At 39.8% G+C, this 23,994-nt stretch carries 22 protein-coding genes and 1 riboswitch; of the genes, 16 read left to right on the top strand and 6 right to left on the bottom strand.

Annotated features, from left to right (window positions below; all coding sequences use genetic code 11):
* On the bottom strand, positions 1-594 hold the full coding sequence (locus JNUCC23_RS13880; RefSeq protein WP_157279409.1) for an ECF transporter S component: 594 nt from the start codon (positions 592-594) through the stop codon (positions 1-3).
* 25 nt (positions 595-619) lie between these two features.
* Positions 620-1,303 carry a thiaminase II gene (gene tenA, locus JNUCC23_RS13875; protein WP_454211963.1) on the bottom strand — a complete coding sequence of 228 codons (684 nt, stop codon included), beginning with the start codon at positions 1,301-1,303 and terminating at the stop codon, positions 620-622.
* 149 nt (positions 1,304-1,452) lie between these two features.
* Positions 1,453-1,607: riboswitch (TPP riboswitch) on the bottom strand.
* A 677-nt stretch (positions 1,608-2,284) separates the two neighbouring features.
* On the opposite strand from tenA, the gene JNUCC23_RS13870 reads away from it, so the two are divergent.
* From JNUCC23_RS13870 to JNUCC23_RS13855, 4 genes are read left to right on the top strand one after another with little or no spacing between them, the layout of a single operon-like run.
* Entirely contained in the window at positions 2,285-2,866 is a 582-nt protein-coding gene (locus JNUCC23_RS13870; RefSeq protein WP_454211961.1) for a carboxymuconolactone decarboxylase family protein, read from the top strand.
* 14 nt (positions 2,867-2,880) lie between these two features.
* The gene (locus tag JNUCC23_RS13865; RefSeq protein WP_454211959.1) at positions 2,881-3,720 is read left to right on the top strand and encodes an ABC transporter permease subunit; all 840 of its coding nucleotides are present in this window, start codon (positions 2,881-2,883) and stop codon (positions 3,718-3,720) included.
* Positions 3,695-4,408 (top strand): ATP-binding cassette domain-containing protein, encoded by a 714-nt coding sequence (locus tag JNUCC23_RS13860; protein ID WP_062178350.1) that lies wholly within the window; start codon positions 3,695-3,697, stop codon positions 4,406-4,408. Before JNUCC23_RS13865 ends, JNUCC23_RS13860 begins: the two co-directional genes overlap by 26 nt.
* 24 nt (positions 4,409-4,432) lie before the next feature.
* Positions 4,433-5,437 (top strand): aliphatic sulfonate ABC transporter substrate-binding protein, encoded by a 1,005-nt coding sequence (locus tag JNUCC23_RS13855; RefSeq protein ID WP_403070379.1) that lies wholly within the window; start codon positions 4,433-4,435, stop codon positions 5,435-5,437.
* 163 nt (positions 5,438-5,600) lie between these two features.
* Here the strand turns inward: JNUCC23_RS13855 and JNUCC23_RS13850 are convergent, their stop codons facing one another.
* Entirely contained in the window at positions 5,601-6,134 is a 534-nt protein-coding gene (locus tag JNUCC23_RS13850) for a MerR family transcriptional regulator (protein WP_062178355.1), read from the bottom strand.
* 316 nt (positions 6,135-6,450) lie between these two features.
* On the opposite strand from JNUCC23_RS13850, the gene JNUCC23_RS13845 reads away from it, so the two are divergent.
* Together JNUCC23_RS13845 and JNUCC23_RS13840 are read left to right on the top strand one after the other, a co-directional pair.
* Positions 6,451-7,632, top strand: coding sequence for an acetyl-CoA C-acetyltransferase (locus JNUCC23_RS13845; protein ID WP_454211957.1), 1,182 nt, complete (start codon positions 6,451-6,453; stop codon positions 7,630-7,632).
* A 213-nt stretch (positions 7,633-7,845) separates the two neighbouring features.
* Complete coding sequence (locus tag JNUCC23_RS13840) at positions 7,846-8,070, top strand: hypothetical protein (protein WP_403070385.1); 225 nt, start codon at positions 7,846-7,848, stop codon at positions 8,068-8,070.
* Positions 8,071-8,307: 237 nt separating this feature from the next.
* Here JNUCC23_RS13840 and namA read toward each other — a convergent pair whose 3' ends face one another.
* Together namA and proC are read right to left on the bottom strand one after the other, a co-directional pair.
* Positions 8,308-9,324: an NADPH dehydrogenase NamA gene (gene namA, locus JNUCC23_RS13835; RefSeq protein ID WP_454211955.1), complete on the bottom strand. Its 1,017-nt coding sequence runs from the start codon at positions 9,322-9,324 to the stop codon at positions 8,308-8,310.
* Between the two features lie 76 nt (positions 9,325-9,400).
* Positions 9,401-10,252 (bottom strand): pyrroline-5-carboxylate reductase, encoded by an 852-nt coding sequence (gene proC, locus JNUCC23_RS13830; RefSeq protein ID WP_062183087.1) that lies wholly within the window; start codon positions 10,250-10,252, stop codon positions 9,401-9,403.
* An 813-nt stretch (positions 10,253-11,065) separates the two neighbouring features.
* Between proC and JNUCC23_RS13825 the strand changes: the two genes are divergently transcribed.
* Positions 11,066-12,031: an MBL fold metallo-hydrolase gene (locus JNUCC23_RS13825; RefSeq protein WP_403070394.1), complete on the top strand. Its 966-nt coding sequence runs from the start codon at positions 11,066-11,068 to the stop codon at positions 12,029-12,031.
* 15 nt (positions 12,032-12,046) lie between these two features.
* Positions 12,047-12,838 (top strand): SDR family NAD(P)-dependent oxidoreductase, encoded by a 792-nt coding sequence (locus JNUCC23_RS13820; protein WP_454211952.1) that lies wholly within the window; start codon positions 12,047-12,049, stop codon positions 12,836-12,838.
* 28 nt (positions 12,839-12,866) lie between these two features.
* On the opposite strand, the gene JNUCC23_RS13815 is transcribed toward JNUCC23_RS13820, so the two are convergent.
* On the bottom strand, positions 12,867-13,211 hold the full coding sequence (locus JNUCC23_RS13815; RefSeq protein WP_403070400.1) for a phage holin family protein: 345 nt from the start codon (positions 13,209-13,211) through the stop codon (positions 12,867-12,869).
* 591 nt (positions 13,212-13,802) lie between these two features.
* On the opposite strand from JNUCC23_RS13815, the gene JNUCC23_RS13810 reads away from it, so the two are divergent.
* From JNUCC23_RS13810 to JNUCC23_RS13775, 8 genes are all read left to right on the top strand, one after another.
* Positions 13,803-14,693, top strand: a complete 891-nt coding sequence (locus JNUCC23_RS13810) for a nitrilase-related carbon-nitrogen hydrolase (RefSeq protein WP_454211950.1) — start codon at positions 13,803-13,805, stop codon at positions 14,691-14,693.
* A gap of 110 nt (positions 14,694-14,803) precedes the next feature.
* Positions 14,804-16,177: an NAD(P)-dependent oxidoreductase gene (locus JNUCC23_RS13805; RefSeq protein ID WP_403070406.1), complete on the top strand. Its 1,374-nt coding sequence runs from the start codon at positions 14,804-14,806 to the stop codon at positions 16,175-16,177.
* Positions 16,178-16,218: 41 nt separating this feature from the next.
* Positions 16,219-17,496, top strand: a complete 1,278-nt coding sequence (gene preA, locus JNUCC23_RS13800) for an NAD-dependent dihydropyrimidine dehydrogenase subunit PreA (protein WP_454211948.1) — start codon at positions 16,219-16,221, stop codon at positions 17,494-17,496.
* 38 nt (positions 17,497-17,534) lie between these two features.
* On the top strand, positions 17,535-18,947 hold the full coding sequence (hydA, locus tag JNUCC23_RS13795) for a dihydropyrimidinase (RefSeq protein WP_454211946.1): 1,413 nt from the start codon (positions 17,535-17,537) through the stop codon (positions 18,945-18,947).
* Positions 18,948-19,137: 190 nt separating this feature from the next.
* The gene (locus tag JNUCC23_RS13790) at positions 19,138-20,610 is read left to right on the top strand and encodes an NCS1 family transporter (protein ID WP_403072068.1); all 1,473 of its coding nucleotides are present in this window, start codon (positions 19,138-19,140) and stop codon (positions 20,608-20,610) included.
* 60 nt (positions 20,611-20,670) lie between these two features.
* Entirely contained in the window at positions 20,671-20,901 is a 231-nt protein-coding gene (locus JNUCC23_RS13785; protein ID WP_403070415.1) for a hypothetical protein, read from the top strand.
* Positions 20,902-21,060: 159 nt separating this feature from the next.
* On the top strand, positions 21,061-22,413 hold the full coding sequence (locus tag JNUCC23_RS13780; protein ID WP_454211944.1) for an aminotransferase: 1,353 nt from the start codon (positions 21,061-21,063) through the stop codon (positions 22,411-22,413).
* A gap of 37 nt (positions 22,414-22,450) precedes the next feature.
* Positions 22,451-23,695: a M20 family metallo-hydrolase gene (locus JNUCC23_RS13775; RefSeq protein ID WP_454211942.1), complete on the top strand. Its 1,245-nt coding sequence runs from the start codon at positions 22,451-22,453 to the stop codon at positions 23,693-23,695.
* Positions 23,696-23,994: the final 299 nt, after the last annotated feature.

The following is a 23,994-nucleotide window of genomic DNA, read 5'->3' as shown; positions in this document are numbered from 1 at the left end:
TTACTTTTGATCCAGTTCAGCATAATCTTTACTTGATGCTGGACGCACAAGATTTGTTACGCCTGTCGCTTCTAAAACTCTCACTAAATAGTAAGCAAACACACCTGCAAAGAGAATAGACCCGAGAAATCTAGCAAACATAAATAATGTTAAATTCCAAGCAGCAAGATCACCGATTTCTCCATAGGCGAAATCCATTAGGACCGATCCTAAGCATGCAGCGATAGCCGACAATATCGCTACGGAAATATGAAATCGTTTATATTTGAAAGCCATAAAGACAAGCTCTGCAAACAAACCTTGGACAACGCCATACAGAAGCACGGTTAGCCCCCATGGGGAACCTAAAAGAAATTCACCGGACGCCGCTGCAATTTCAGCAAGCAATGCAACACCTGGTTTACGGATGATAAAAAAGGCAACATTAGCCGCAATAAACCACATGCCATACATAAATTGGTCGGCATGTAAGCCGATTGGTTTTAGAGCATAATATACGGAACCCCAAAGAATATAGACAATGCCAAATGCAATGGCAATTACAATCGTCACTAATATGTCTGTCAATTTTAATCCTTTTGTCATGTTATGAATCTCCTTTTTTAGAATTGGCTAATTATTATATTTCTAGTACTTCTTTTTGAACCGGCCACGTTTCTAACTGATACGCCATTTCCCAAAAAGAGTATTCATATTGACTACTAAGGATGAAATGCTCTTTCATTCGTAGTTTATCTTCCTCAGTCACTTTGTTAGCAATCTCATCGATTCTCTTAATCTGTTCGTCTACCAATGTCCGGAACCAATCGCCGCCATATGCAGCAATCCATTCTTGATAAATCGGTTCTTCTGGTGTACAACCTTTTAGTCTTTCACCGATTTCATAATATAACCAGTAACATGGCAGGATTGCCGCAATTACGTCACCTAAATGTCCTGAATAGGCAGCACGATACATATGTGACGTATATGCATAAGCAGTAGGTGCAGGTTTAAAATTCTTCTTTTCCTCTTCAGTAATGCCTAATCGTTTAGAGAAATTGTCATGGAGCGATAGCTCAGCTTCATACGTTCCTTGTGCATGGCTGGCAAGTCGACTCGTTGTGTATAAATCTGTTGCTTTTACTGCCCCTAAAGCTTGTACTCTAGCAAAGTGAGATAAATAATAAGCATCTTGCATCACATAGTAGCGAAAACAGGCGAGTGGGAGTGTCCCATCTCCAATACCTGTAACAAACGGGTGGTGAAAGCTTGCTTCCCAGATGTGATCAACTTCTTTACGAATTTCCTTTGAAAATGTCATGTGATTTGCCCTCCATTTTTTCTATTAGTAGTAAGTGAGACACAGATAGATATATGAAATTGCCCAGTATCTTCTTTTAAAAAATAAAAAACCACTTCCTTTTTAGCATAAGAAAGTGGTTTTGATTGGTTACAAAATAGGTGTCCTCAGTATAGACGCCCCCACTTCCCTACGCTGGTATAATCCAGATCAGGTTCTAAGGGTCTTAAAGTCTCACTTTAATCTCAGCCTTTTCAGTCATAAGAAGCTTCCAATATCTTTTTAAGCTTCATTTCCCATTCAAGAGGCACCCCTAGTGGTAAAAATTGTTTATTTAATTGTCATTTGTCTAAATAGTACCATGAAATTTTTGATTGTCAATCTTTTATGAAAAATAGGAATGTTTGATGATTACCCAAACATTGCAGATTGATATGCAAATAAGCTTTGACTGAATGGAGGGGGTAGGCGATCCATACTGAAAGTTCACATTTGATTCATTTTTGGCTTTTTTTATTTGGGGAAAATCGCCGCTATGGAAACCTCGAATAATTCTGGGGACGATAACCATTTTGGGAGGGGCTAGTTTTTATGATGAAAAATGAGACAAATTTCTTCAATAGGTTTTGATGTTTAGTGTAAGTAGTCTACCCCCTCTATGACCAGAGATAACAGCTCTCCATATAGCTTGTTTGGCTTATGCGATCCTTTTGGTCATGTATTCTAATCCAGTTTGCGATACCAATAAATGAGGTTTGTTTTGCATACTTTGAGCATTTTGTTAAGGAACAAAATTAATGAATAATTGAATTAACCAACAGGATCAAGTATTCGCTTACTTATTAAGGAAAGCCTGAAATCAAGAAAAGTATTGAATATTCAAAAAATAACTGATATATTATTAAAAAAGTAAAATACCTGGATAACTCGGAAAAGTTATTATCATAGCCAAGTAAAGTGATGAGAATAATAAATATTTAATTAGGAATTTGGGAGGCTATCATGTCAGAGTATCAGCAAGTAAGTAAAAATTTAGGAGAAGCTCTTAAGAAAGCTACGCAGCCATTTAGAAAGTATCGAAATTTTGCAGATGAAGTTTGGTCTGAAGGAGCCATTGATACTAAAACAAAAGAGATTTTAGCAGTAGCGGTTACTCATGTTACAAAGTGTAGCTACTGTGTTGACTTTCACACAAAGCGAGCAAAGAAGGCTGGTGCAAAGGTAGAAGAGCTCATTGAAGCTGCGGTACTTTCTGCTTCGATTCAATCGAATCCCGCACTAATGAAGGATGAAACATTACGTGTCTCGAATCTCGAAGATTTCCCTTTATCTGCTCGCTCGTTCTTCATCTACCCAACTAGCGAAGAAGGCTTCTATTTGACTCAGAAAACAAAGGTTTTGATAGGGTTAGCTGTTAGTTATGCTTTAAAAAATAATGAATGGATATCAACATTTTTACAGTTAGTACCAGATCTTTCAATTTCCAAAGATGAAATAAAAGAAACCAGTATGGTTGCGTCAGCTCTGCTAGCGGGAGCAACCATCAGGCATATTGATGATATCATAAATGCCTTTGAAAATTGATTGGAGGCATTTATATGTTGAAAGGAACGAATAATACATTCGTTAACCACATTCTTCCATGGTTAGTCCCCGTTATCTTTATTGGGATATGGCAAGTGCTGGGGCAAGTAGGGTTCATTTCTCAAAATTTCTTACCTACCCCTTTGAGTGTAGTGGAAGGGGCGATTCGGCTTGGTGAATCTGGAGAGTTATTTGATTACATATTTGTAAGTACAGGACGAGCATTATTAGGCTTCTTGATCGGAGGCATTATTGGTTTTGTATTTGGATTAATCAATGGAACCTTTTTTATCTTTGAAAAATTATTTGATACGTCCATTCAGATGATACGCACGATCCCTCATTTGGCACTTATTCCACTAGTAATTATTTGGTATGGGATTGGCGAGGAGGCAAAAATATTCTTGGTTGCACTTGGTGTTGCCTTTCCAATCTATCTAAATACGTTCCACGGAATTAAAAATGTAGATAAAGGCTTACTCGAAATGGGAAAGGTGTACCGATTGAAACCATTCCAACTTTTTACAAACATAATGTTACCGGGAGCACTACCTTCAATTTTAGTGGGAGTAAGATACGCCCTGGGAATCATGTGGATGTCCTTAATTGTTGCAGAGACAATCGGTTCAGACTCGGGGATTGGTTATATGGCTACATCAGCCAGAGAATTTGTTCAAATGGATATTGTTATTTTAAGTATCGTTTTATATGCACTTTTAGGTAAATTATCTGATTTCCTGGCAACGCTTCTGGAACGTCGATGGTTGCAATGGCATCCCAATTTTTTTAAGAATAAGAAACAATCAAAACAGAAACTTAAAGGAGAGCATAGAAGTGTCGGGAGTAGAAATTAACATCAAACAACTGGATAAGAGTTTTGGAACTTTACAAGTCCTGCACAATATTGACTTCCATGTCAAATCAGGTGAATTCGTAGCGATTGTTGGGAAAAGTGGCTGTGGTAAAAGTACGTTGCTTAGAACGTTAGCTGGTCTTGAAAATATTACTGCTGGAGAAATTACTTTTAATGATAGGGTCGTAAAAGGTGTTCAGGAAACAACAAGAATGATGTTTCAGGATGCGAGACTTTTACCTTGGAAAGATGTGATAACCAATGTCAAGGTGGGGACTCCGAATCGTGATAAAGCGGAGGAAGCGTTGAATAACGTAGGGTTATCTGACAAAAGAAATGATTGGCCAGCTGTTTTATCGGGTGGACAAAAGCAGCGGGTATCACTTGCAAGAGCGTTAGCAGGCGATCCTGAACTCATTTTATTTGATGAACCACTAGGAGCATTAGATGCATTAACACGTATTGAGATGCAGGAATTAATTGAAAAACTATGGACGAATCAACGTTTCACTTCAATCTTAGTCACTCATGATGTAAGTGAGGCTGTCATTCTTGCAGACAGGGTTGTCTTGATAGAGGATGGCGGAATCGCGCTTGATGTGAAAATTGATTTACCAAGACCTAGGAAAAAGGACATGAAGTTTACTGAATATGAAAATATGATTCTAGAAAAAATTATGCACAAATAAAAGGAAATACGGGGGCGTTGAGAGTTGAAAAAGGTAATATATTCACTTATAACACTAGTAAGTATCGTGTTTTTAGCTGCTTGTAGTTCAACTAGCAATACAGATAAGGCTAATGGAGATTTGGAAAAAGAAAACGGAAATAAAACCGTAACAATCGGTTATCAAAAAGGAAATACCCTAAATATTTTAAAGGCTAGAGGAAACCTTGACGAGCGCTTGAAAGAGGAAGGCTATAAGGTTGAATGGAAAGTTTTCGCTATAGGAACAGCTTTACTGGAGGCTTTAAATGCAGGGCATATAGACTTTGGTCATGCATCTGACGCGAATAGTGTTTTCTCTCAAGCAGGAGGCAAGCCAATTGAATACGCTGCATCAGAAACCCCTTACCCAAAGGGAGTTGCATTAGTAACGAAAACAGATTCCGGCATAGAAACAGTAAGTGACTTAAAAGGAAAGAAAGTAGCAGTTACTAAGGGTGGAAACATGCACTATTTATTATTAAAAGCCCTTGAAAAAGAAGGAATGAAAGAAAGTGACGTGGAAGTTGTTTTCTATGCGGATGCATCTGAAGGTTCAGCAGCATTCAGCTCAGATAAAATTGATGTTCTGGGAACATGGGACCCTTACCTTTCGATTGTTGAAGATATCTTTGAAACTAGGACCATTGTGAACGGTGAAGGGTTGACGGAAAATCGCACTTTTTATTTCGGGTCGAATGAAATATTGAAAAATAATCCAGAGGTCGTCAAAATCGTTTTAGAAGAACTTGAGAATTCGGACCAATGGGCGAATGAAAATAAAGAAGAAGTAGCTAAAATTTTGGCAAAAGAACTAAATTTAGATGTAGAGCCCTTAATTGTTGCGAACGAAAGAAGGGATTTTGGGGTATTACAAGTGGATGATGAGGCGGTGAAGGTTCAGCAAGATTTGGCGAATTCGTTCTTTTCTATCGGATTATTCCCGAATGAAGTTGATATTTCAGAAGCAGTAGAACCCAACCCCACTTGGCTTCCAACGAATCTAAAGTAAAAAATACCATATTTACTAGTTTCTCATTTGTAGTGGATTAAAAATAATTTAGTCGTGGTCTATGATGCGATCCATAAATAAACAGTGCAATTTCACGAATTGCACTGTATTTTTTGTTTTTATGACTTTGTCTCGAGAGCACGAGATTCTGCTCGGAGCTTGATTAGCCAAATAAAAGTTGGAAAATATGCCGCCGTTTTTGCTTTTTGGGTGCTTTTTTTCCGTCAAAGACAAGTGGATTACTAGATAAAGACATCCCTTTTTCATTGTTTTTTCCAGTCTCAAGCACTTCAATCCGTTTGGCCATGCTTTCAATCTGTTTGTTTAGATCCTCAATTTCTCTACGATGTTGAAGGAGTTGGTAAGATGCTACGCTATCGGCTTTATCATCGAGTCGTCTTTCTAACTCCTGAACGGTTGTCAGAAGTTTTTCTATGACAATCTGATTTTCAGGAGATTGAACAGTTGGCTTGACTGCTCCTTTTCTACTCTTTTTCTCCCCCAGTTCAACTTGCTGGAGAACAAATCCAGCGTTTAATTGCTGCTGGATTTGTTTCAATTGCTGTATGTTTTCGTCCGTAAATAAGTAGTGACCATGTGAATTACGCTCAATCTCCATATTGCATGCTGTGACCCAACGCTGTACCGTACTTTGAGAAATTCCTAATTCATTAGCTACTGACCCTGAATTTTTCATTAAAAATCCCTCCTAATGACTATACAATTCTTCCTCTTTCCTTGATTTCCTTTCCCTCTGACAAAACAAGTTTAGATTCGGCAAAGAAAGTGGATTTGCCCCTTATTTTTTGGCAGATGTCGATTTTACTTTGAAGAATTCAACTCTCCTATGAATGAGGAAATCTATATAAAGTGTGAGAAGAGGAAATTTTGAGAAATAAAAACACTTTGAATTATAGAGGTTGTTCAGAAAAATCTAGACTTAAAAAACTAAACGGTTATAATTCTACTATATATTGAATATTCTGATACCTGGTTAAGGAGGAGGTAGAGGCATGAGTGATGTGTATGTAATAGAAGGGGCTCGAACGGCATTTACGAGTTTTGGAGGATCCTTTGCTCAAGTTTCGGCAGCTGATTTAGGGGCAGCGACAGCACGGGAAGCTTTAAGAAGAGCAAACATACCGCCAACAGATGTAGATCATGTTATTTATGGGAATGTTATTCATTCCTATACGAATGCATCCTATTTGGCGAGACATATCGGCTTAAAGGCGGATGTGCCTTATGAGGTTCCCGCATACGCTGTGAATCGTTTATGTGGTTCAGGTGCACAGGCGATTGTATCTGCTGCACAGCATATTTTATTAGGTGAGGCTCAAATCGTGCTTGCTGGTGGTGCGGAGAATATGTCAATGTCACCTTTTGCGAATTTCAACGCGCGTTTTGGTGGCTCGAAATATGGGACGCTTGTTTTTGACGATATGTTGCAAAGTACATTAACGGATGAGTATGCAGGCAGTGGAATGGGCATGACAGCGGAAAAATTGGCATCCATCTACTCGATTTCCCGAGAAGAACAAGATTCGTTCGCTTTGTTAAGTCAACAACGTGCAGCCAAAGCGAGAGACACTGGTGTTTTTGCGAAAGAAATTGTTTCTGTTGAAGTTCCACACCGGAAAGGCACCAAGTCTATTTCCGTGGATGAACATATAAAAGGGGATGTAACAGCAGAGAAATTGGCGTCATTAAAACCTTCATTTAAAACAGATGGAACCGTGACACCAGGAAATGCGAGTGGGATTAATGACGGTGCAGCTTCTGTTATTGTTGCAAGTAAAAGAGCTGTGGACGAAAGAGGTGTACAACCACTCGCACGAATTGTGTCATGGGGAGTGGCTGGTGTAGACCCTTCAATTATGGGAATTGGCCCCGCTCCAGCAATCCGTCAAGCATTGGATAAGGTTGGATTGACGATTGCTGACATGGATGTAGTCGAAATAAATGAAGCATTTGCTGCGCAATATTTATCAGTTGAGAAGGAGCTAGGGCTTGACCGTGATAAAACGAATGTCCATGGTGGTGCGATTGCACTAGGTCATCCAGTCGGTGCTAGTGGAACGCGAATCCTATTATCACTAGCGTACGAGCTCAAACGACGGGGTGAACGTTTTGGAATCGCAAGCCTTTGTATTGGTGGTGGACAAGGAATCGCTGTTGTTTTAGAAAACGTCTAAAGGTTGTATCATGAAAGCTCAAGTATCTAGAAACTAAAAAGGGGATTTTCCCCATTTGAAAGAAACGAAAGTGAGGTTGGAAACGGGGCCGCCTTTAAGAGTAAGTCTATTTTAAAGGCTTTTTTCTAAAAGATTGTGGCTAAACAAATAATTGAATGTATAATATTAACAACAAAATAGAATGCTGTTTAAATAGTTTTAGGAGGTGCATAGATGAAATTAAAGAGTTTTATTGTTACCTTCTTATCGCTTGTATTAACGACAGTTGTACTTTTCTTAATTGGTCATTTGTTTTCCATCCCTTGGTTAATGTTTCATCTCGAGTATATAGATAACGCAAATGGCTTCATCATTTCAACTGGCTCATTCGTTCCTTTAATAATAGGTTTGGTTGTAAGTTTTTTTGCAGAAAAGATTTATGTTTATAAATACCGATAAAAACTTGGTTGATCATACCAAGTTTTTTTAGGCTCTTATTTTTGCAATGGTTGTAAAATTACTTGATGGCAAGAACCAGGGAGCATCCCCTAACAATGAATTCTTGTTTTTAGATAAAGTAGATTAAATCTAGGAAATCATAAACAAGCAAGAAATATGTAAAGGAAACGACCTCTCATATTTCTTGCTTGGCTTATTCTAGCCTGTTGTTAAGAACAAGACGCTTGTGTTGCTGTTTTACCAGCCTCTCTCATACTGTGCGGGTGGTGTGATTTCAGCGTTCAATTCTTGTGCGGCTGTTCGTGGCCAGTATGGGTTTCTGAGCAGCTCACGTGCAAGAAAAATTAAGTCTGCGCGGTCATTTTGCAGGATTTCCTCTGCATGAATGCTAGAAGTGATTAAGCCGACTGCGCCTGTCGCAATCTCTGCACTGTGTTTAATGGTTTCACTGAAAGAAACCTGGTAGCCTGGAAATATATGAATGCGGGCAGGTGCTACTGCGCCAGAGCTTACGTCGATTAAATCGACGCCATCTTCCTTCATCCATTTTACAATTTCGATATACTGCTCGGGAGTCATGCCGCCTTCTAAATAGTCATTGGCTGAGATTCGGATGAATAATGGTCCATCCCAAACTTCTTTTACAGCAGTAATTGTTTCTTTTACAATCCGATAACGATTTTCGGCAGAGCCGCCGTATTCGTCCGTTCGTTTGTTACTGATCGGTGATAGAAATTGATTGAGCAAATAGCCGTGGGCGCCGTGAAGCTCAATCACTTCAAAGCCTGCTTTCTTGGCGCGTTCTGCTCCTTTTTGAAAAGCAACAACCGTTTCTTGAATATTTTCTTTGGTCATTTCTTTTGGAGTTTGATAACGATCATTAAACGCAATGGCTGAAGGCGCGATAATTTCTTCTTTAAGTTCAGCTTTACGACCGGCATGAGCGATTTGTATCCCGGTTTTCGCTCCTTGTTCTTTTATGAGTGAAACAAGTTCCGATAGTCCTGATACATGCTCATCACTCCAAATACCAAGATCATTCGGAGAGATTCTTCCTTGTTCTGTCACGGCTGTAGCTTCAACGATAATTAAGCCTACACCTCCGACTGCACGGCTTGTATAGTGGGTCTTATGCCAGTTTTGCACAATTCCATCTTCATCAGGACAGGAATACATGCACATTGGCGACATCACAATTCTGTTTTTTAAGGTAATATTCTTAATTGTATAAGGTGAAAATAGTTTAGCACTCATTTTGTTCAACTCCTTGGATTAAGTTATCGCTAGTATATCAACTTCATTTTGATTCTGCCAAAAATTTGATTATCCGTTAGAAATTAAAACTGGAAATCTCCTTTTTTATTTCTTTAGAGATTTCATCACCCATCCGTTTTGCTTGTTCGGTTGCTTCTTCAATACAAGCGATAAAAGCATTCTGGACATGAAAGTTTTCTAATACTTTAAGTCCGGCTTCTGTCGTACCTCCAGGTGAGGTTACTTCTTTACGGAGCGTTGCTGGTGTTTTGGGTGATTGATTCAGCATTTCTGCTGCTCCTTGAATGGTTTGGATAATCAACTGTTTGGCTGTGACAGGATCAAGGCCGATTTCTTGGGCAGATTTCTCCATTGCTTCCACTACGTAGTAAATATAGGCAGGGCCACTGCCTGAAAGACCAGTTACCGCGTCTAATTTGTTTTCCTCGACAACGGACACAGTGCCAATGGATTTGAATAGTTCAATGGCTATTTGAAGCTGTGCGTTTCCTGCTAGTGAATTAGCGGAAAGAGCAGTAGCCGATAAGCCGACAGCAGCCGAGGTGTTTGGCATGGCCCGGACAATCGCCATTTTCGTTTCAATAATTTCTTCAAGGCTTGCTAGATTAACACCTGCGGCTACGGAAATGAGCAGCATATTTTCAGTTAAATAGGGGCGGGCGGCTGTTAACGCAGCAAGTACGTCTTTAGGCTTCACTGCAAGAAGTACTACATCTGCATCAGTTAGAGCAGCTTCAAGAGATGTGTGACCATGTACCCCATATTGTTGTTTTACATAAGCTAACCGTTCTTGATTTGATTTATTTGCTACTTTAATTTGTGTAGGATTGACTCCGCCTCTTGCAATCATGCCTGATATAATCGCTTCTGCCATTGAACCGATGCCGATACATGTGATTTTGTTCATTTCATTCGCTCCTTTTTTTGAATAAATAAAAAAGCCTTTCATCCAATAAAGGACGAAAGACATAACTTCCGTGGTACCACCTTCGTTCATCTTTCTTTTTGAAAGATGCAGCTCACAGTCCGTTATCGCCGGACGGACGTCAGGTTTACCTGATGGCTCATAAGGGAGGTTCGATAAACAGCGGGTGGTGAAGCCTTGCAGCCTGATGAGCCTCACTCTCTTGCACCATATTTTATGTACTGGTCTTATTCATCGCCTACTATTTACATATTGGGATGTGCATGGAATTTAGCTGTTCTGTATTCCTTTACTAGGTTACAGTCCCAGTACTATTTATCCCGTATTAACGGGTAGTAATACCTCCACCTCAATGCTTAGAAGAATCGAAGAAGCGTAGGTGAGGGTAAACTGCTCGTAAAAGCCTGATTGGTGAGATACAGCGAAACTTACCGATGCGTGAGCAGAGGTTTAGTTGAGGCCCACAGGATGCGGGAACGTCTGAGTTCGTTGATCCTTAGTTCGTACTGTCGATTGAACGAAGCGTTTGCTGCGACCTTAGCGACAGTAAAACGGGACTAACAATCAGTGGGGATGAAGACAACCCCACTGATTGAAGTTTCACTTTATAAATTATGATGGAAGTCTCAATCTATTGTCAATAGACATGACGATAATTTTATGAATTATTATGTGAAAATAATGACAATTATATAGACGAGATGTAAAATATAGACGATATCTTAATTAAAAAAACGATTCGCATTGAAATTTTACATATAATTTTTTATTTTTAATAGTAAAGGTGGAATCCATATGACAAGATTAGATGAGAAAATTGAAAAACTATCGATTCCGACTCCTTATTCTGTTGGCGATGTAAATGTTTATGTAATAAAAGGGGATGCGCTTACACTTGTAGATACAGGACCGAGAACTCGTGAGGGAAAAGAAGTTTTAGAAAAAAGACTTCGTGATTTAGGGCACTTGATAAGTGATTTTGATCAAATCGTGCTCACTCATCATCACCCTGATCATGCTGGTGGCATTGATTTTTTTCCTGAACAGGCAACAGTGTTTGGACATGCTTGCAATCAAAGATGGCTTGAATTGACAGAAGAATTCAAAGAGACACTTGACTTTTTTTACTTGAATATTGGAAAGGAACTAGGTGTATCCGAAGAGATGATCACTTCGATGAACAATTATGGCGGTTCGGGAAGGTATATTAGTAAGCGTACGGTGCAATCATTTTTGCAAGAAGGAGATGAAATCCCTGGTCTTTCTGGCTTTCGCGTTATTGAAACACCTGGGCATGCCCAAAGTCACATTTCGCTTTACCGGGAAAGTGATGGGGTGATGATTGGCGGGGATCATCTGCTGGACAAAATCTCACCAAATCCTATCTTGGAACCACCGATTTCACCTAATGAAAGCCGTCCGGAGCCATTAAATCAATACAATAACTCTCTTAGGAAGTGGCTCGAGCTCCCCATTTCACTCACCTATTCAGGACATGGTAGGGATATTTCCGATACGCATGCGTTGATCAACCATAATTTAGCTCGACAGCATGGGCGTGCTATGCAAGTCAAACGAATGATCGAAGCTAAGCCGCAAACGGGGTTTGAGATTTGTAAACAGCTTTTTCCGAGAGTATATCGCAGAGAGCTTGGCTTAACGATTTCTGAAACAGTCGGTCAACTTGACTATTTAGAGGCTTTAGGAGAAATTAAAAAGGAAAATCAATTCGGGACATCTATATATTTAGTAAATAAGTGAATCGAGGAGTAGACAATGAGTAGATTACTTAATAAATGCGTAGTCATTACAGGTGCTTCAGGTGGGATTGGCAAAGAAGTTGCGAGGAAGGCGGCAAAGCAGGGAGCACGTGTCGTTCTGCTTGCACGAAATACGGATAAATTAGAGGAGCTAAGGAATGAGCTAAACAACCAGTATGGAGATGTGGCATATTCGTATACCTTAGACGTTTCAGATATGAAAAAGATTGTTGAAGTATTTACAGAGATTTATGCACACGTTGGAGAAATCGATGTTCTCGTGAATAATGCTGGGTATGGCACTTTTAAAGAAGTCGACGAAACAGATACTGACGAAATTCAAGCCATGTTCCGAGTAAATGTAATCGGCTTGATGGCTTGTACGAAAATGGTCGTTTCTGCGATGAAAAGGCGGAAATCCGGTCATATCATCAATGTTGCTTCCATGGCAGGAAAGATTGCAACGCCAAAGTCTACTCTATATTCTTCAACTAAATTTGCAGTGATTGGTTATTCCAATGCGTTGCGTCTGGAAGTAATGCGTGATGGAATTCATGTGACAACCGTTAATCCAGGACCGATTGCAACAAACTTCTTTGACATTGCCGATGAAAGCGGAACATATGTGAAGAATATCGAAAAATTTATCCTACAGCCAGAATATGTGGCGGATAAAATCGTGTCAGCGATGCTTACGAAAAAACGCGAGATCAATTTACCGCGCTTCATGAATGCGATTAGTAAGATTCATACACTTTTTCCTAATACGGTAGAAACGCTTGGGAAAAATGCTTTTTTTAAAAAGTAATGGTTGAAAGAAGATAAGACCAGTTTGACTATTCACTGGTCTTATCTTTTTTATTCACTTCATTTTTAGGTACAAATCCTCCTTTATATGGGTCCCATTGTTTCCCGGATTTCTTTTCATTAATTCCGTAGAGTGTATTATGGATTAAATCCCGAAATACCACCGCTGCACCTGTTACAAGAATTCCTTGTACAACAGACGTGATCGCAAATCCATAATAAAGCAGACAAGACATTATGGCAAAACTAACCTGAATCCAAGCATAGCTCCATGCTGGAATAAATGGTGTTTGACGCAAAAATAGTCCAATAAAATACAAGACGGGAATCAAAATCAATGCGTCATTCCGAATATAGATCGTTAAAAAATCCATCTAGCACTCTTCCCTTTCGTATGCTTCTTCTTTTCATTTTCTTCATGCGTTAGATCTCCCCTTCAAGCACTGATTGAAGTTTCAATTTATTACAATTTATGTATTTCTGTACAACCATGATCTAGTCTTATATGTATAAAACGAAAGAAAATTTTCCCCCACAGGGTCAGACCTTTAAAAATGTCGATGAAATCAAGGCGTGTTAAGTGAATGTAGCTTGGGACATATGACAAAAGAACGCCACTAGTATCCTAATATCGCTCATGCAGGAATTGAGATGTATGATTAAGTATTTTATGAAAAAAGTCATACTTCCATCAGTGGGGTATTACAGCCTGTTAAACCGGGGGAAAGTTTCTTTCAGTGGTATATATGGGGATATTTCTTTCCATGCTTTTGTATGTTACATAATGAATGACTAACAGATTACCTGATTTAACAAAATGCATAATGCCAACACATTTAGATAAATCGTGATCTGCTAATTTAGCTATCTTTTTTTTTTTTTTTGAAAGCGTTTTCTTTGGGTGTGGAAAAATCATTCATATATTTATAGTGTACATGCATAACATATTTGAGGAGGGGTTACTTATGGCAGATAACGTGAAAATTGGTCTTATTCAAGCTTCGAATGATATGGATGGAAACCAACCTGTAGAGGTTCACAAGCAGCAAGCAATCGAAAAGCATATAAAGCTTGTCAGGGAAGCAAAAGAAAAGGGTGCACAAATCATCTGTTTACAAGAGATTTTTTATGGTCCCTATTTTTGTTCAGAGCAAAATACGAAATGGTATGATGCAGCGGAAGAAATTCCGAACGGTCCAACGACAAAACTTTTTCAGGATTTAGCAGAAGAATTACATGTAGTTATTGTTTTACCAATCTATGAGAGGGAAGGGATTGCAACATACTATAATACCGCAGCCGTCATAGATGCAGATGGAGCTTATTTAGGGAAATATCGAAAACAACATATCCCGCATGTAGGAGTTGGAAACGAAGGCTATGGGTTCTGGGAAAAGTTCTATTTTAAACCAGGAAACTTGGGCTATCCGGTGTTTGACACTGCGTTTGCAAAAGTAGGAGTTTATATTTGCTATGACCGTCATTTTCCAGAAGGTGCGAGAATACTAGGATTAAAAGGAGCTGAAGTTGTGTTAAATCCATCTGCGACAGTAGCTGGACTTTCCGAATATTTATGGAAGCTTGAACAACCTGCACATGCTGTAGCGAATGGCTATTATCTTGGTGCCATTAATAGAGTAGGAACAGAAGGGCCATGGAATATGGGGGAATTTTACGGACAATCTTATCTTGTTGATCCAAGAGGGAACTTTGTCGCAATGGGAAGTCGCGACTGTGATGAAGTAATCATTGGCGAAATGAATAAAAAAATGATACGAGAAGTTCGTGATACATGGCAATTTTACCGAGATCGAAGACCGGAAACGTATCAAGAAATGTCCGAGTTATTACCATAATAAATGAATTTTCAAATGGGAGCTTTACATCATATGGGTAATAAAACCCTTTCTATTATAAGGGTGAAAAAGTAGGTAGTAAGGATCTTCTCTAAAGGGAGGTTGTTATTGTGAGTAACGTAAATCAAGTAAGAATTTCAGTTGAAAATTTAAGTAGGAATTTTCAAGAAGTTCATCCTGGGTTAACGAAACAGGAAGCAATGGAAGAATCGAATCGTTGTCTCTATTGTTACGATGCTCCGTGTATTACTGCTTGCCCAACAGGAATTGATATCCCGACATTCATTAAAAAAATTGCATCAGGGAATGTGTTAGGGTCGGCCAAAACGATTATGACGGCGAACCCGATTGGGGCAAGCTGTGCTCGTGTATGTCCGACTGAAGAATTATGTGAAGGTGCTTGTGTACTAAACCATTCCACAAAACCAATCATGATTGGCAACTTACAGCGCTATGCAACAGACTGGGCGATACAAAATGAGCAGATTTTGTTCCAACCAGGTAAGAAGAACGGTAAAACAGTCGCCATTATTGGTGGAGGTCCAGCTGGCTTGGCTAGTGCCCGGGAACTTGGACGATTAGGCTATGACGTTACTATTTTTGAAGCAGAAGAAAAAGCGGGTGGATTAAACACGTATGGCATTGTTTCATTCAGGCTCCCTAAAGAAATCTCTTATTGGGAAGTAAAGCAAGTAGAAAGCTTACAGGTGAGAATTCGTACAAATACGCGAGTAGGTAAAGATATATCAGTAGAAGCAATCCTTGAAAACTATGACATTGTTGTTCTAGCAATTGGCATGTCTAGTGTTCCAGATATAGGGGTTAGCGGGGAAGATTTAGCTGGTGTGTATGATGCGATTGAATTTGTAAAAGAAACGAAAACAAAACCTATTTCCAACCAGTTTCTCAAAAAACGAGTCGCTGTGATCGGAGCAGGCAATACAGCGATTGATGGAGCCACTTGTTCCGTTCGTCTTGGTGCTGCAAATGTAAAAGTTTTATACAGACGGACAATCGAAGAAATGACAGCTTACGAGTTTGAATATGAATTTGCGAAACAAGATGGTGTTGAATTTAGATGGCTTACTGCTCCAAAACGGATCATTGGAGACGGGCAGGGGCATGTAAAGGAAATCGAATGTATCAAGATGGAATTAGGTGAGCCTGGAGAAGATGGTCGCCGCCGTCCAGTTCCAATTGAAGGTTCTGAATTCACACTTGAAGTCGATGCGGTTATCAAAGCAATTGGACAATCAAGATATGTAGACCTAATTGAGGAATTTGCGTTAGAGCATAATGGTGGAGTTATCAAAATTGATCACAACACCTTTCAGACATCTAATGAGAAGGTGTTTGCATGTGGCGATGTGATTTTTGGAAAAGGGCAGGGCGAAGCAATGGTTGTATCAGCTGCGCAGCAAGGAAAAGAAACAGCCCATGCCATTCATAAATCATTGTTTCATTCTGTTACAGAAACATCATAATCCAAAATCCAAAACACATCTTACTAATAAGGAGGTAAATCATGGCTGATTTACGTATTAATCTAGCAGGTATTGAATCCCCCAATCCATTTTGGTTAGCCTCTGCTCCTCCAACCAATTCAGGGTATCAAGTCCAACGTGCATTTGAAGTTGGTTGGGGAGGAGCCGTATGGAAGACATTGGGTGATCCGATATTAAATGTTACATCGCGTTTTGCAGCGGTTAGCTTCAATGGCCAAAGAGTAGCAGGTTTTAACAATATCGAATTAATCACCGATCGACCGCTGGAAGTAAACCTAAAGGAAATATATGAAACAAAAAAGCGGTTTCCCAATCACACCATCATCGCATCACTGATGGTTGAACCTAGCCAAGAAAAATGGCATGAAATTGTCAAAAAGGTAGAAGACGTGGGAGTAGACGGGTTAGAGCTGAACTTTGGCTGTCCTCATGGCATGGCTGAAAGAGGGATGGGCTCTGCTTCAGGTCAGGTACCAGAATTAGTGGAAAAACAAACGTATTGGGCGAAGGAAGCCGCAAAAACCCCTGTAATCGTTAAGCTGACACCGAATATAACAGATATTACGGTTACGGCCGAAGCCGCCGTAAAAGGTGGCGCTGATGCGATTAGCATGATCAATACGATTAACAGTTTAGCAGGGGTTGATATTGATTCTTGGAATACCATCCCACATGTTGGCGGAATAGGAGCACATGGTGGTTATTGTGGACCTGCTGTCAAACCGATTGCCCTTCATATGGTTGGCGAGTGTGCGAGAAATCCTCGAATTAATATCCCGATATCTGGAATAGGAGGAATCTCTAACTGGAAAAATGCTGTTGAATTTCTGTTAATGGGTGCAACTAGTGTACAAGTTTGTACAGCAGCTATGCACCATGGTTTTAGAATCGTAGAAGATATGATTGAAGGATTGGATCACTACTTAGATGAAAAAGGAATTGCCTCAGTAATGGACTTGATAGGAAAGTCTGTAGAGAAATATTCAAATTGGGGCGATCTCGATCTGAACTATAAAGTCGTTGCACAAATTAACAATGATATATGTATTAATTGTAATAAATGCCATATTGCTTGTGAAGATACGTCACACCAATGTATCGACATGTTGAAAGATCCCTCGGGAAACAGCTTATTAAAAGTTAGAGAAGAGGACTGTGTTGGCTGTAATTTATGTGCAATCGTATGTCCAGTGGATGGTGCAATTGACATGATTGAAATACCAAGTGGACTGCCACCAATGACCTGGAATGAACGCCAAGCAGCACTGGGTGTAGTTTCATGTGAATCGAATAAATAAAACTGGATATTCAAATTATTATAAATTGGAGGATACTTATGAAAAAAGTAATAAAAAACGGTACGATTGTCACGGCGACGGATACGTATCATGCAGATTTATTCATTGAGAATGGGGTAATCAGTCAAATTGGCAAGCATTTTTCATCTGATGATGCAGAGATCATTGATGCAAAAGGATGTTATGTGTTCCCAGGTGGCATTGATCCACATACTCACTTAGAAATGCCGTTTGGCGGGACGGTAACAAAAGATGATTTTGAAACCGGTACAATTGCTGCAGCCTTTGGTGGTACGACAACGGTCATTGACTTTTGCTTAACGAATAAAGGTGAAACATTACAAAGTGCGATCGAAAATTGGCATGCAAAATCAAATCATAAAGCGGTGATTGATTACGGTTTTCACCTGCAGATTGTCGAAATGAATGAAGATGTGTTACATGAACTCCCTAAAGTGATCGAACAGGAGGGGATTACATCATTTAAAGTATTTATGGCTTATAAAAATGTGCTGCAAGCCGATGATGAAACACTCTTCCGTACACTTATTTCGGCAAAAGAACTTGGAGCGCTCGTCATGGTACATGCAGAAAATGGCGATGTCATTGATTATTTAGTGAAAAAAGCATTGGAACAAGGCCATACCGATCCGATCTATCATGCTTTAACAAGACCTTCTGAAGTGGAGGGGGAAGCGACCGGAAGAGCAGCAATCTTAACCGGGTTAGCCAGCTCGCAACTTTATGTTGTCCACGTGTCTTGTGCGGATGCAGCTAGAAAAATTGCCGAAGCAAGAAATAATGGAATTGATATTTGGGGTGAAACTTGTCCGCAGTATTTAGTGTTGGATCAGTCCTACTTAGAAAAACCGAATTTCGAAGGGGCAAAATTCGTCTGGTCCCCGCCTTTACGCGAAAAATGGAATCAAGATGTGTTGTGGAATGCTTTAAAAACGGGGCAACTGCAAACAGTAGGATCGGATCAATGTTCATTTGACTTCAATGGACAAAAAGATCTTGGCAAAGGTGATTTTTCAAAAATCCCGAACGGGGGGCCAATTATTGAGGATCGGGTGAGCATCCTTTTCTCAGAAGGGGTAAAAAAAGGCAGAATATCACTCAATCAATTCGTTGACCTTGTATCAACAAGATCGGCTAAATTGTTCGGCCTATATCCAAGAAAAGGCACGATTGCTGTTGGGGTGGATGCGGACATTGTCATCTTTGATCCAACAGTAGAGAGAACCATTTCTCAAGAAACGCACCATATGGCCGTTGATTATAATGCGTTTGAAGGAATGAAAGTGACAGGAGAGCCTATTTCCGTATTATCTCGAGGAGAATTTGTCATCCGAGATAAGAAATTTGTCGGACAATTAGGAGCTGGCCAGTATTTGAAACGAAAGAAATATGGTACAAACGATCAATCAGAAACAACAAATCTAGTTTAACTTTCCATCGATAATAATGTTTATATTAGTGAAGGCCCGTTCCCATTTCCATTATATAAAGATCAATTTTTATAGTTGGAGGAGCAAATGTTTAGTAGCCTCTCCTTTCTTTTCTCACAGCATGGCTAACGTGTCTTATGTGATAATTGCTGGAATATTACAAAAAACAACAGAGAGAAGTGGTGCCTCAATGAAAAAGAGTGGGAATTATCTCAAGTCGCCAGATTTACTGCCGATTTCACATGATGATAGAAAGATAGGAACGAAAGGTTTTGCGGTGATTTGGGTAGGGATGGCGGTGGTCTTAGCCGCATTTGCAATAGGTGGTGCAGGCGTTCAAAGTTTACCGCTAGGATGGGTGATTGTTGCAACGCTTATTGGGTCTGTTGCAATTGGGATGTTCATGACCATTATTGGTGATATCGGCATTGAACATGGCCTTTCCTTTCCTGTTTATATGAGAGCGCCATTTGGAACTATCGGTACGCATATCCCTTCTTTAGTACGTGGCGTAACGGCTGCTTGTTGGTTCGGCCTCAATACGTTTTTCGGAGCAACGGCCATGAATGGAATCTTAAACATTCTCTTTAAATTTGATAATTGGTTTGTGTGCTTCTTATTGTTTGCAGCTGTTCAATTAGTCAATACCGCACTGGGTATTAAGGCAATTGAGCGCTTTGCCGATTTAGCGGCACCAATCATTATTCTTATTTCCGCATGGATGTACACATCCCTTTCTGACCAAGCAATGGAACAAGGAAGAGAAATTTGGTCATGGGTTGAAAGTCCTGTTGCAGGGGGAGCTGCTCTAACAGCTTTTATGGTTGTTGTTATGAGTAATATGGGCTTTTGGGCAACTTTGGCAGCTGATATGCCTTCTTTATCCAGATTTTTTAAAGCTCCAAAAAACGAACGGAATTGGTTTAAACGAAATAAATCGCAAATTGTAGGAAGTATTATTGTCATGCCGATTGTCAACACATTTATGATCATTATCGGTGCCGTTTCATATATTGCAGTATCTAATTTTGATCCTGTTGCTGCACTCCAACAAGCTGCAAGTGGCTTTGTTTTAGGAATTCTTTTATTGATGATTGTGTTTGCGCAATGGTCTACAAATACGTCTGCCAATGTAGTTCCAGCTGCTACGATTTTCTCCAATGTAGGAGGGCCAAAAGTACCGTTTTGGGCAGGAGTTATTATAGCGGGTATCATTGGGATCATCGTACAACCATGGAGTTTATTTGATGTTATCATCCCAGCTCTCCTTATTATTGGGGGAATCTTGTCTGCGATTGTCGGTATTTTATTTACGGACTATTATGTACTTCGTAAGAGACGAGTGAATGTGCATGAACTTTATGAAGATCATGGCCAATTTAAATATATGAATGGATTTAATGTGGCGGGAATGATTGCTTGGGTTATTGGTGGTGTTGCTGCCTATTGGCTACCGGCTTATTCCTTTCTAGTCGGTTTTGTGGTTGGTGCAGTGATTTATTACTTTTTAGCAAAATATTGGTGGTTTAAGAAATATCGACAAGCAGAAATTACGGATCCAAGTGATGAAAAATATTTGGGTATTACAGTTGGCCGTGATTGGGTCATTGATATAGGGGAAGAAACGGCCGTTGTTCCTGAAAGTGTTGAATCACAATTATAATCATTTGTGGTCTTTGTCCGCCTTTTTTTGAATATATTTTTAAAAAAGGAGAGAAAGAAAATGTCCGAGTACCAACAGTTCTTACAAGAGCGAGATCGAATCGATAACCTCCTACAAAAGGGGTTTAAAATCAAACATATTACGGAAAATTTGAGTGGCGCTTTTGTAGAATTTGAAAAAAGGAAAAATCATGACGGCGAAAGTAATAATAAAACGTTACACATTATAACACCTGAAGCACGTAAGTATTTTTCCGTTATTTTGATCAAACAACAAACAGAAAACATATAATCAACATGTATAGACCAATGGGATCATTCCCCATTATCTGAGTGGAAGGTTTCCTTTTATGGACACCTGGATATGAATGAAAAAGATGTGTGAATTTTTATGCTCATAAAAGGATGATTACGTCGAGATATGACGATTAAATGTGAGAGGTGGAATGAAATGGCGAAGATTAAGCAAAGCGGCGATATCCATGCGTTAGATCAAGAGTATGTTTGGCATTCGATGAAGCCATATAGCCCTGGCTCTACAATGGTTATTGAAAAGGCGGAAGGATCTTGGGTAACCGATCACACGGGCAAGCGCTATTTAGATGCCATGTCTGGTTTATGGTGTGTAAATGTTGGCTACGGAAGAACAGAATTGGCTGACGCTGCTTATGAACAGTTAAAAGAAATGGCTTATTTTCCACTTACACAAAGTCATACTCCCGCCATTAAACTAGCAGAAAAGTTAAACGAAATGCTAGGCGGCGAATATGTCATATTCTTTTCCAATAGTGGCTCAGAAGCAAATGAAACGGCATTTAAGCTAGCGAGACAGTACCATCAACAAAAAGGCGATCATGCCCGTTACAAATTTATTTCCAGGTATCGAGCCTATCATGGGAATTCAATGGGCTCTTTAGCGGCAACGGGTCAAGCACAGCGGAAATATAAATATGAACCATTGGCCCCTGGTTTCATCCATGTGGCACCACCAGATTTATATCGCTCTAATGATCATACTGACTGTCCCCCTACAGAATTGGAGTCCGTGAAAGATATTGATCGAGTGATGACATGGGAGTTAAGCGAAACGATCGCTGGTGTCATCATGGAACCGATTATTACAGGAGGTGGCATTTTAGTTCCACCTGACGGCTATATGACAGGAGTCAAAGAAGTCTGTGAAAAGCACGGAGCTCTACTCATTGTAGATGAAGTAATCTGCGGCTTTGGCCGTACAGGAAAACCTTTTGGCTTCATGAATTACGGAGTTAAACCGGATATTATTACAATGGCCAAAGGGATTACAAGTGCCTACCTCCCTTTATCGGTAACTGCCGTGAAAAAAGAAATCTATGAGGCATTTAAAGGCTCAGAAGAATATGATTATTTCCGCCATATTAATACATTTGGTGGGAATCCGGCTGCCTGTGCTCTTGCTATAAAGAACCTTGAAATTATGGATGATGAAAAATTATTTGATCGATCCAAAAAATTAGGAGAATATTTACTACATTGCTTATCGACTCTTACAGAAGAGCATCCATTTGTCGGCGATGTAAGAGGCAAAGGTTTGTTAGTGGGGATTGAACTTGTCAAAGATAAGGCAACGAAAGAACCGTTGGAAGCCGGGTTAGTCAATAAAGTCATTGCAGGCTGTAAACAAAAAGGTCTGATTATCGGAAAAAATGGAGCCACGGTTGCAGGATATAACAATGTGATAACTCTAGCTCCACCATTAAATATTGCAGAAGAAGATTTAGAATTTATGATTAAAACGCTAATAGAAGAATTGCAAGCGATTTAGAATGTTAATGTGTGATAGGGGTGGGATGTATAACGTTATGCAAACTTTAACGATAAACAAAAAACGATTAGAGCAAAAAATAAATGACCTCTCGCAAATTGGGAAAATTGCCGAGACAGGAGTTTGTCGGCTTACACTGTCAGACGAGGATAGACGGGCCGTTTGGACAGTGAGACAATGGATGGAAGATGCTGGACTAACGACAAGAATCGATCATTTCGGAAATCTAATTGCCCGACTAGAAGGAGAAAGTCCGGAAGCCCCGATTTTGATGCTAGGTTCACATATCGATTCACAGCCATATGGCGGAAGATTTGATGGTGTCATCGGGGTACTCGGTGCACTTGAAGTCGTTCAAACGATGCAAGAGCAAAGCATCGTACCAAGTATGCCCATTGAAGTCGTAGCGTTTTCGGATGAAGAAGGCTGTCGTTTTAATAAGGGGTTATTTGGAGTCAGAGGGATACTCGGGAAACTAGAAGACGGTGAATTAGAACGGACTGACAAAAATGGAATCACAAGAAAAGAGGCATTAATTCATTTCGGATGTGATCCTACTAAATTAAAGGAGTCGGAATATCCAGAAGGAAAGATTGCAGCGTTTCTTGAGATGCATATTGAACAAGGACCTGTTCTGGAAGCGAAGGATACACCTGTTGGAATTGTTACGGGTATTTCGGGACCATTATGGTTAACGGTAGAATTAGAGGGCTTTGCTGGTCATGCCGGCTCAGTGCCAATGCCGATGCGAAAGGATGCCCTTGTTGGAGCAGCGAAGATCATTGTAGCGCTAAATGAACTAACCAGCGCAGATTGTTCGGCTCCTACAGTTGGTACTGTAGGAAGTATGAATATTTTTCCAGACTCACGGAACATCATCCCAGAGAAGGTGAGTTTTACAGTCGATTTAAGAGATATTGATATCGACCGACGACATAGAATTGAAAAGCAATTAAGAACAAGAATTACGGAAATCACAGAGGAGCATCAATTAATTTGTAAAATCACAGAAGATACCAATAGTGAGCCACGCTATTGTTCCGAAAGAATTATGAATGTCATGAGAGAAGAAAGTGAGCAAATCGGTTTAAATCCAATTGATTTAATGAGCGGACCATTTCATGATTCTCTCGCGATGTCATACGTTTGTGAATATGGAATGATCTTCGTGCGCTGCAAGGATGGTATTAGCCATAATCCGAAAGAGTTTTCCACCATAGAGGACATATCGTTAGGAACGGAACTGTTGTACCGGACGACTATTAAGATGGCGAGTGAATAACTGTTATCTATAAATTGAACGATTGAATTCCCTCTTTTATTTCGAAAGCTATGTAAAGTCAAAGTAAAAATCAGGGTAATAGGAAAAAACGCATTCAAATCCGACCTTCTCATCAGGAAAAGTAGGGAAGCCCAGTACAGTTGATTAAGATTACGAGTTGGAATCAAGATTTGCGCGCGGGAATGAGCAATTTTCGATCCAGAATCGAAAATTACATGGCAAAATCGTTTTGTCGTTCGTGTGCAACACCCGCCTTCAGTGGTCTAATGAATGACCTGTGAAGGTAGGTGTTTTTTTCT

It is taken from the genome of Peribacillus sp. JNUCC 23, from assembly GCF_053653995.1.
The sequence above is the reverse complement of the archived record's forward strand: the minus strand, read 5'-3'. Positions and strand labels throughout refer to the sequence as shown.

Excerpts from the sequence above, each read along its gene's own strand:
- JNUCC23_RS13840 (WP_403070385.1), top strand. The coding sequence starts at position 7,846 with ATGAAATTAAAGAGTTTTATTGTTACCTTCTTATCGCTTGTATTAACG.
- JNUCC23_RS13790 (WP_403072068.1), top strand. The coding sequence starts at position 19,138 with ATGAAAAAGAGTGGGAATTATCTCAAGTCGCCAGATTTACTGCCGATT.
- namA (WP_454211955.1), bottom strand. The coding sequence starts at position 9,324 with ATGAGTGCTAAACTATTTTCACCTTATACAATTAAGAATATTACCTTA.
- JNUCC23_RS13810 (WP_454211950.1), top strand. The coding sequence starts at position 13,803 with ATGGCAGATAACGTGAAAATTGGTCTTATTCAAGCTTCGAATGATATG.
- JNUCC23_RS13780 (WP_454211944.1), top strand. The coding sequence starts at position 21,061 with ATGGCGAAGATTAAGCAAAGCGGCGATATCCATGCGTTAGATCAAGAG.
- tenA (WP_454211963.1), bottom strand. The coding sequence starts at position 1,303 with ATGACATTTTCAAAGGAAATTCGTAAAGAAGTTGATCACATCTGGGAA.
- JNUCC23_RS13815 (WP_403070400.1), bottom strand. The coding sequence starts at position 13,211 with ATGGATTTTTTAACGATCTATATTCGGAATGACGCATTGATTTTGATT.
- JNUCC23_RS13850 (WP_062178355.1), bottom strand. The coding sequence starts at position 6,134 with ATGAAAAATTCAGGGTCAGTAGCTAATGAATTAGGAATTTCTCAAAGT.
- JNUCC23_RS13785 (WP_403070415.1), top strand. The coding sequence starts at position 20,671 with ATGTCCGAGTACCAACAGTTCTTACAAGAGCGAGATCGAATCGATAAC.
- preA (WP_454211948.1), top strand. The coding sequence starts at position 16,219 with ATGGCTGATTTACGTATTAATCTAGCAGGTATTGAATCCCCCAATCCA.
- JNUCC23_RS13865 (WP_454211959.1), top strand. The coding sequence starts at position 2,881 with ATGTTGAAAGGAACGAATAATACATTCGTTAACCACATTCTTCCATGG.
- hydA (WP_454211946.1), top strand. The coding sequence starts at position 17,535 with ATGAAAAAAGTAATAAAAAACGGTACGATTGTCACGGCGACGGATACG.
- JNUCC23_RS13775 (WP_454211942.1), top strand. The coding sequence starts at position 22,451 with ATGCAAACTTTAACGATAAACAAAAAACGATTAGAGCAAAAAATAAAT.
- JNUCC23_RS13820 (WP_454211952.1), top strand. The coding sequence starts at position 12,047 with ATGAGTAGATTACTTAATAAATGCGTAGTCATTACAGGTGCTTCAGGT.
- JNUCC23_RS13825 (WP_403070394.1), top strand. The coding sequence starts at position 11,066 with ATGACAAGATTAGATGAGAAAATTGAAAAACTATCGATTCCGACTCCT.
- JNUCC23_RS13870 (WP_454211961.1), top strand. The coding sequence starts at position 2,285 with ATGTCAGAGTATCAGCAAGTAAGTAAAAATTTAGGAGAAGCTCTTAAG.
- JNUCC23_RS13845 (WP_454211957.1), top strand. The coding sequence starts at position 6,451 with ATGAGTGATGTGTATGTAATAGAAGGGGCTCGAACGGCATTTACGAGT.
- proC (WP_062183087.1), bottom strand. The coding sequence starts at position 10,252 with ATGAACAAAATCACATGTATCGGCATCGGTTCAATGGCAGAAGCGATT.